Origin of the sequence: Halorubrum lipolyticum DSM 21995 (genome assembly GCF_000337375.1) — an archaeon.
Lineage (GTDB): Archaea > Halobacteriota > Halobacteria > Halobacteriales > Haloferacaceae > Halorubrum > Halorubrum lipolyticum.
Map to the genome: position 1 here is coordinate 48014 of NZ_AOJG01000037.1, position 7717 is coordinate 55730.

At 68.3% G+C, this 7717-nt stretch carries 5 protein-coding genes and 1 pseudogene; 3 read left to right on the forward strand and 3 right to left on the reverse strand.

The features are described from left to right. Positions 1–177 precede the first annotated feature (177 nt). Positions 178–2106 (forward strand): archaea-specific SMC-related protein, encoded by a 1929-nt coding sequence (locus C469_RS13075; RefSeq protein ID WP_008007346.1) that lies wholly within the window; start codon positions 178–180, stop codon positions 2104–2106. A gap of 579 nt (positions 2107–2685) precedes the next feature. Then, a pseudogene (locus C469_RS17775) lies at positions 2686–3297 on the forward strand (fibronectin type III-like domain-contianing protein); the annotation flags it as partial. A 100-nt stretch (positions 3298–3397) separates the two neighbouring features. Here the strand turns inward: C469_RS17775 and C469_RS13085 are convergent. Then, positions 3398–4273 (reverse strand): fumarylacetoacetate hydrolase family protein, encoded by an 876-nt coding sequence (locus C469_RS13085; RefSeq protein ID WP_049911432.1) that lies wholly within the window; start codon positions 4271–4273, stop codon positions 3398–3400. Positions 4274–4424: 151 nt separating this feature from the next. Next, complete coding sequence (locus C469_RS13090; RefSeq protein WP_008007350.1) at positions 4425–5663, reverse strand: mandelate racemase/muconate lactonizing enzyme family protein; 1239 nt, start codon at positions 5661–5663, stop codon at positions 4425–4427. Between the two features lie 466 nt (positions 5664–6129). Here C469_RS13090 and C469_RS13095 point away from each other — a divergent pair, with 466 nt between their 5' ends. Beyond that, a complete protein-coding gene (locus C469_RS13095; protein ID WP_008007353.1) occupies positions 6130–6498 on the forward strand; it encodes a hypothetical protein in 369 nt (122 codons plus the stop codon). Positions 6499–6531: 33 nt separating this feature from the next. On the opposite strand, the gene gfo6 is transcribed toward C469_RS13095, so the two are convergent. After that, positions 6532–7617: a D-xylose 1-dehydrogenase Gfo6 gene (gfo6, locus tag C469_RS13100; RefSeq protein WP_008007355.1), complete on the reverse strand. Its 1086-nt coding sequence runs from the start codon at positions 7615–7617 to the stop codon at positions 6532–6534. Positions 7618–7717: the final 100 nt, after the last annotated feature.

Genomic DNA, 7717 nt, shown 5'->3' on the forward strand with positions numbered 1-7717 from the left:
GGTGTCGTCGCGTCCGTCGACGCCGCCGCGTCCGTCGACGGCGTCGCATCCGTTGGTGTCGTCGCGTCCGCCGTTCGTACCGAGACGCTCGTCGGCTCGTCGCGAAGTCGCCTGCGGGCCCGTGTGAGCATGTTGCGGTAGATTTAATATCGCGAATACGGATTTTTAACCATATCGATGGCTCAGATCTCGAAATCCGCCGTTCGCGTCGATGTCCGAAACATCGGCGGGATCGACGAGGCGTCGGTGACGCTCTCCGACGGCGTCTCGATCTTGACCGGGCGAAACGCGACGAACCGGACCTCCTTCCTGCAGGCGCTGATGGCCGGACTGGGAAGCCGACAGAGCTCCCTGAAGGGCGACGCCGAGGAGGGCGAGGTGACGCTTGAACTCGGCGACGAGACGTACACGCGGACGCTACAGCGCCGCGGCGACGCCGTCGCCTTCGGCGGCGACCCCTACCTCGACGACCCCGAACTGGCCGACCTGTTCGCGTTCCTGTTGGAGAACAACGAGGCGCGTCGGGCGGTGGCCCGCGGCGACGACCTCCGCGAGATCATCATGCGCCCGATCGACACGGACGCGATCGACGCCGAGATCCGCGAGTGCAAGCGCGAGCGCGACGAGCTGCAGTCCGAGATCGAGACGCTCGACAGCCTCGAACGCGACCTGCCCGACCTCGAAGCGGACCGCCGCGAGAAGGTCGAAGAGCTGGAGGCGGCGCAGGAAGACCTCGAGTCGGTCCGCGACGAGCTCGACGACCTCGACGCCGGCGTCGAGGAGAGCCGGACGCGGAAACAGGAGATGGAGGAGGCGTTCCAGCGGGTCCGCGACGCCCGCTCCGAGCTCGACGACCTCGAGTTCGACCTCGAGACCGAGCGCTCGACGCTCGCGGAGCTGAAGTCGGAGCGCGAGGAGCTCCGGGAGACCGTCGAGGAGGCGGAGGACCCCGACGAGAACCCGGACCGGCTCGCCGGGCGCATCGACGAGCTGCGCCGCCGGAAGCGCTCGCTCGACGACGACATCAACGAGCTCGGGAGCGTCATCGGCTTCAACGAGGACATGGTGGACGGCTCGGGGATCGACATCGAGGAGGGGACGGCCGGCGACGACCCGACCGACGCGCTGACCGCGGGCGACCAGACGGTCTGTTGGACCTGCGGCTCCGAGGTCGAGAGCGACCAGATCGAGGCGACGCTCGACCGGCTCCGAGAGCTCCGGTCCGACAAGCTCGACGAGCGCAACGAGATCCGCGCGGAGATCCAGGAGCTCACCGACCGGCAGTCGTCGATCAAGCAGGCCCGACGCGAGATCGAGCGCGCCGAGGAGCGGCTCGACGCGGTCGGGACGGAGATCGAGTCGACCGAGTCGCGGATCGCTGAGTTGGAAGACCGGCTCGAGTCGAAGCGGTCGGAGATCGAGGAGCTGGAAGACGAGGCCGAGTCGATCGACGTCGACGGCTACGACGAGGCGTTGGAGCTCCACCGCGAGGCGAACGGGATCGAGCTCCGGATCGAGCGGCTCGAAGACGAGATCGACGAGATCGACGACGAGATCGACGAGCGGGAGGACGCGATCGAGCGGCGCGAGGACCTGAAGGCCGAACGCGAGGAGCTCGCCGACCGGCTGACGGAGCTGCGGACGCGCGTCGACCGCATCGAGGAGGACGCCGTCGAGGAGTTCAACGAGCAGATGGAGACCGTCCTCGACATCTTAGAGTACGAGAACCTCGACCGGATCTGGATCGAGCGCCGGGAGACGGAGGTCCGCGAGGGGCGCCGCAAGGTCACGCGCCCCCGGTTCGACATGCACATCGTCCGCTCGTCGCCCGACGGGACCGCCTACGAGGACACGGTGGACCACCTCTCGGAGAGCGAGCGAGAGGTGACGGGGCTCGTGTTCGCGCTCGCGGGATACCTCGTTCACGACGTTCACGAGACTGTCCCGTTCATCCTGCTCGACTCGCTCGAGGCGATCGACTCGGACCGGATCGCGCGCGTCGTCGACCACCTCCGGACGCACGCCGACTACCTCGTCGCCGCGCTCCTGCCGGAGGACGCCGCCGCCCTCTCCGAGGAGTACGCCTACGTCGAGAACATCGACTGAGCCGGGACCACCGGCTGGCCGATCGTCGACCGCGAACGCCGACCCGCCGACGGGGCTTCGGTTCTCCGTTTATCGTCCCTTCGGTCGCTCCGGAGGGACGAGAGTGTTACACCGGTAAGTTTGTAACACCAAGTGTTCTGACATCGCGAACGCTCGGTGGCGAGCGGTGGGGTTCGAGAGCCCGGTGCGTTACCGATCCGGGCGCGACAGGTCGGGGGTCGTCGCCAGCGCCCCGCCCCAGCCGAACGGGGCCGCGAAGCCGAGGTGGTGGTCGTCGACGGCCGCCTTCACGTCGTCGAGGTCGTGCGCCTCCCGGCGGCGCTATCTAAAAGTACTGCGGCGGTCGCGGTCGGCCGAGACGGCGGATACGAGCCGACCGGTCCCCCGGGCCGGAGATCTCGACGCCTCGACGTTCTCTATCACAGAATCCTGATCGATGAATCAAACTTTTAAAATCAACTCGTAAGGCCCCCGATTTTCGGCGCGAAAGCGGTTCGAAGCCGCCGATTCGAACGAGATTCGCCCCGTCGATCGGCGTAAGCGTTCTGACAACGAGAACGACCGCGTCGCTCTCGCAGTCGCGGCGGCGAGGGCGTCGCGTCCGTGCTGTTCGGCGAGCACAACCCCGCCGGCCACCTCCCCGTCTCGGTCCCGCGGTCGGTCGGCCAGCTCCCGGTCCACTACAGCCGGTAGCCCAACACCGCGAACGAGGAGTACGTCTACACCGAGAGCGACCCGCTGTTCCCGTTCGGCCACGGCCTCAGCTACACCGACTTCGAGTACGGCGACCTCTCGCTGTCGGCGACCGAACTGGCGCCCGCGGGGACGATCACCGCCGGGATGACCGTCGAGAACGTCGGCGACGTTTCGGGCCGCGACGTGGTCCAGCTGTACGTCGGCGCGGGGAACCCCGACCAGGCCCGCCCCGTCCAGGAGCTCGTCGGGTTCGAGCGCGTCGCCCTCGACCCCGGCGAGACCGCGCGCGTCGCCTTCGAGGTCGACGCCACCCAGCTCGCGTACCGCGACCGCGACATGGATCTGGCCGTCGAGGCCGGCCCCTACGAGTTCCGAGTCGGCCACTCCGCGGCCGACATCGCCGACGCCGCGGCGTTCGAGGTGACGGGGACGAAGGAGGTGCCCGCAAACGGGCGGACGTACTTCACCGAGACGCGGGTCGCGGACGACGCGTAACTCGGCCTCGTTTTTAAGTGGAACTCAAACAGCTGTTAAATTGATTCCGTGCGGCTCCCGGCGACCGCCGCGTTCGCGTTTCGCGGACCGTTCCGCGGTCTCAGACGTCGACGGTGTCGTTGACGAGCTGTCCGATCTCGTCGATGTCGATCGCGATCCGGTCGCCCTCGGCGAGCGTGAACGACTCCGGCGGGACCAGCGCGGTGCCGGTCAGCAGGACGACGGTCTCCGGGAGGTCGTTGTGTCGCCGGAGATAGCTGACGAGCCTCTCGCAGGTGGTCGCCATCTCGCTCGTCGACGTGGAGTCCTCGAAGCAGACCTCGCCGTCGCGCTCGATGGTGAGCGTCATCCCGAGGTCGTGGGGGTCGTCGACGACCTCCGGGGTCGCCACGCACGGACCGAGCGCGCAACACTTGTCGTACACCTTCGCCTGCGGCAGGTACAGCGGATTCTCGCCCTCGATCGACCGGCTCGACACGTCGTTGCCGATCGTGTAACCGACGACCTCCTCGCGGTGGAGCACGACGCCCAGTTCTGGCTCCGGAACGTCCCACGTGGAGTCGCCGCGGATCCCGACGGCGTCGTTGGGGCCGACCGTCCGCGAGGGCGTCGCTTTTAAGAATAGCTCGGGACGCTCGCTGTCGTACACGTCGATGTACACCTCCGGCTTGCCGCTCTCGGCCTCGCGGGCCTGCTCGCTGATCCGGTACGTGACGCCCGCGGCCCACACCTCGTCCGGGGTCACCGGGAGGAGCACGTCGGCGGGGTCGAGCTCAACCCGGTCCGCGTCGGCGATCCGGTCCCGAGCGATGGCGTCGACGCCCGCGCCGCACGCGTTCGCGGCGCGGGCGAGTTCGGTGAACGAGCCGAGGTCGTCCGACGCCGTCGACAGGTCGTAGGCGTCGCCGTCGTCGACGACGACGAGCGAGTCGGACCCCACGCTATGCTTTCCGCCGGGGAGTCGATAATACCGCATATCATACCGATGCGCAGACGCCGTTATAAGAGTACCGCCGGCGCGACAGCGGACCGGGCTATCCCCTCCGGCGGTTTCGATTTCGGTCCGCACGAGTCACACGCACGCCGGACCGAGCGGTGACCGCGCGCGTCGGCCGAGCACGACGAAGCTACGCTTCGTCGAAGAGGGTCTCTCCTTCGACCATGTGCTCTCCGACGGCGTCGAGGTCCAGCGTCAGGCCGAGGCCGGGCTCTTCCGGGATCTCCATGCGACCCTCCTCGATGAGGTCGTCCTCCTCGACCAGGTCCTCCCACCAGCCGAGTTCGTAGGAGTGGTACTCCAGCGCGAGCGAGTTGGGGATGGCCGCGCCGACCTGCGCGGACGCCATCGTGCCGATCGGCGAGGAGACGTTGTGCATCGCCACCGGGATGTAGTACATGTCCGCCAGGTCCGCGATCTTGCGGGTCTCGCGCATCCCGCCGACGCGCGGCAGGTCCGGCGCGACGATGTCGACGGCCTGCGGTTCGAGGAGGGTCCGCTGCCCGTGCTTCCGGTAGACGTTCTCGCCGACCGCGATGGGCGTGGTCGTGCTCTTGGTGACCTCCTCCTGCACGTCGTGGTTCTCCGGCGGCACGGGGTCTTCGAGCCACCACACGTCGTACTCCTCGAGGGCCTCCGCGAGGCGCTTCGCGGAGCCCCCGGTGAACGACCAGTGGCAGTCGAAGGCCACGTCGGCCTTGTCGCCGACGGCCTCGGTGGTCGCCTCGACGATGTCGACCTTGTGGTCGATCTCGGGGTTGCGGAGGTGCCGGTTGGCGCGGTCTTTCTCGTGACCGGAGGGTACGTCGAGGTCGAACTTGATGGCGTCGTAGCCGAAGTTCTCGACGACGCGCTCTGCCTCGGCGGCGCAGGCCTGCGGGTCGGCCTCGTTCTCGGTGTGGAGGTCGCAGTAGACGCGGACCTCGTCGCGGTACTTCCCGCCGACGAGCTGGTAGGCGGGCACGTCGAGGAGCTTCCCGGCGGCGTCGTGGAGCGCGATCTCGATGCCGGAGATGGCGGAGATGACCTTCCCCGAGATCGAGCCCTCGCCCGACATCTTCTGGACGAGGTGCTCGTAGAGCCGGTCGATGTCGAGGGGGTTCTCCCCGACGAGGAACGGTTTCATGCGCTCGATGATGGCGGTGTCGCCGCCGCCCCAGTAGGACTCGCCCGTCCCCACCACGCCCGCGTCGGTGTAGACGCGGACGAGGATCCACGGGTAGTTCCCGTCGACCATCGTCGTCTGTACGTCCGTGATCTCGGCGTCGCGGACGCCGCCCCGCGAGTTCGTGATGTCCATCGTCTCCGCCGAGAGGTCTCGCATGGTGTACTCCGCGTTCGGGTCGCGAAGCTTGTCGTGATCGACCATTAGCGTCTGTATATCCCTGAACCCGCTAGTAAAGCTTGTGGATACCCCACCGTGTGCTCCGGCACGGGCGACGGGTCACTGCGGTGGCCGGGCCGACCCCCACGTATCTATTCCGCGACGCGCATCGTTCGAGTATGCCAACGGACACGGACCCGCTCAGTGGTGTCGATCCCGATTCGGTCGCCGCCGACGCCGTGCGACCGCCCCTCGACGCCGTCGTCCGCTGCCCGACGACGACAACGCCGCGATCGGGCTGCGCGCGATCGCCGTCCTCGACGCTGTCGCCGAGGGGGCACCCTCCGCGCTCGACGGCGCCGAGGAGTCGCCGAGCGTGATGAAGTAGCGCGTCCGGGGCGCGCCCGACCGATCGCGCCCGGAGCGTTCCCCTCGCTGTCGGTCTCGGACGACAACGAGGACGGTTCCGGACGACCACAGGATTATTATCCGTACGCCGTAACGTCGAGCCATGACACGGTACGTCCCACACTGCACCGACGGTCAACTGGCTCTCGTCTCGGAGACGAGCGACGACCGCGTCGAGATCGGCGCGGTCGACGACGTGATCGCCGCGATCGGCGACGCCACCCACTCGATCGAGTACGACCAGAAACAGCGCACGCAGCCGTGGCTGGACACGGACGACGGGCGGCTGGACATCGACGTTCGCGAGACCGTGACGACCCTCCCGCACACCGGCGAGACGGTCGACGAGCTCCGCGAGTACGACATGGGCACGGAGCGGTACGGCCTGCCCCTCCGGACCGTCATGTTCGCGAACGAGGTGCTCGACATCCTCGACGCGCAGGGCAGCGACGCGTCGGACGCGTCCGAGTAGCGCCGGGTGACGGCCCGCCGGGGCGACTCCGCCCTACACCGACACCGCGGTCCCGGTCTCGGCGGCCTCGTAGATCGCCTCGAGGGCGCGCATGTCGACCAGGGCGTGGTCGCCGTCGGGGCCGATCGCTGCCTCGCGGAGCACGCGGTCGGCGAAGTAGTCGAACTCCTCGGTCATCTCGTCTCGCATCACGTCTCGTCTGCCGTCGTCGATCTCGAAGCGTCGACCGTCGCTGCGGAGCGTCAGCGTCCCCTCGGGCTGCCCGAGGAAGGACGGTTCGAGGACGAGCTCCCCGTCGGTCCCGACGACGCGGAAGTGGCCCGTGTACGCGGCGTGCTGGCCGGCCGTGCAGGCCGCCTGCGTCCCGTCGTCGAACCGGATCGTGAAGGCGGCGTGCTGGTCGGGCACGTCGCGGAACGCCTCGTCGACGGACCGCATCTGGGCGGTCACGCTGACGGGGTCGGCGTCGAGGACGAACCGCGCGGTGTTGAGCGGGTAGATGCCCAGATCCATCACGCTCGCGCCGTACCCGACGAGGTCCGGATCGAGGCGCCACTGGTCGGGGTCGCCGGAGACCGTCTCCAGCATCTGCTGGCTCATGCTCCCGTGGACGCCCACGGGCTCCCCGATGGCGTCCTCGGCGACGAGCTCGCGCATGCGACGGACCTGCGGGTCGGTCTGCATCCGGTAGGCGACCATCAGCGGCACGTCCTCGGTGGCCTCGACGAGCCGCTCGGCGCGCTCGCGCGTCGACTCCACGGGCTTCTCACAGAGGACGGCCTTCCCGTGTTCGGCGGCGGCCTCCGCGTACGGCAGGTGGAGCGCGTTCGGCGTGCAGACGTAGGCCGCGTCGTACTCGTCGGTCGCTTCCCCGTCCGTGAACTCCTCGTAGGTGAGCGCGGCCTCGACGGTCGGAATCTCCTCGGCGGCCGCGCTCGCCTTCTCGCGGCTCCGGCTGACGAGGACGGTGGTCTCGCAGAACTCCGAGTCGGCGACCGCGGGGATCGCCTGTTCGCGGGTCCACCACCCGAGGCTGATCATCGCGATCCGGAGCGTTCCCGACTCCAACCGCTCCCAGTCTCGGTCTCTGACGGTCTCGAGGTAATCGGCGGCTGACATGGCTCGACGTTCGCGGCTATCTTCAAAAGTGTATTGGACGAGCGCGGACCGCGCGAACCGTACAGGGACCACACCTGTCTCTTATACACATCTCTGATGG

What these genes read in the sequence shown, in the direction of transcription:
- C469_RS13075 (WP_008007346.1), top strand. Translation starts at nt 178, where the DNA reads ATGGCTCAGATCTCGAAATCCGCCGTTCGCGTCGATGTCCGAAACATC.
- C469_RS13085 (WP_049911432.1), bottom strand. Translation starts at nt 4,273, where the DNA reads ATGCGGTATTATCGACTCCCCGGCGGAAAGCATAGCGTGGGGTCCGAC.
- C469_RS13090 (WP_008007350.1), bottom strand. Translation starts at nt 5,663, where the DNA reads ATGGTCGATCACGACAAGCTTCGCGACCCGAACGCGGAGTACACCATG.
- C469_RS13095 (WP_008007353.1), top strand. Translation starts at nt 6,130, where the DNA reads ATGACACGGTACGTCCCACACTGCACCGACGGTCAACTGGCTCTCGTC.
- gfo6 (WP_008007355.1), bottom strand. Translation starts at nt 7,617, where the DNA reads ATGTCAGCCGCCGATTACCTCGAGACCGTCAGAGACCGAGACTGGGAG.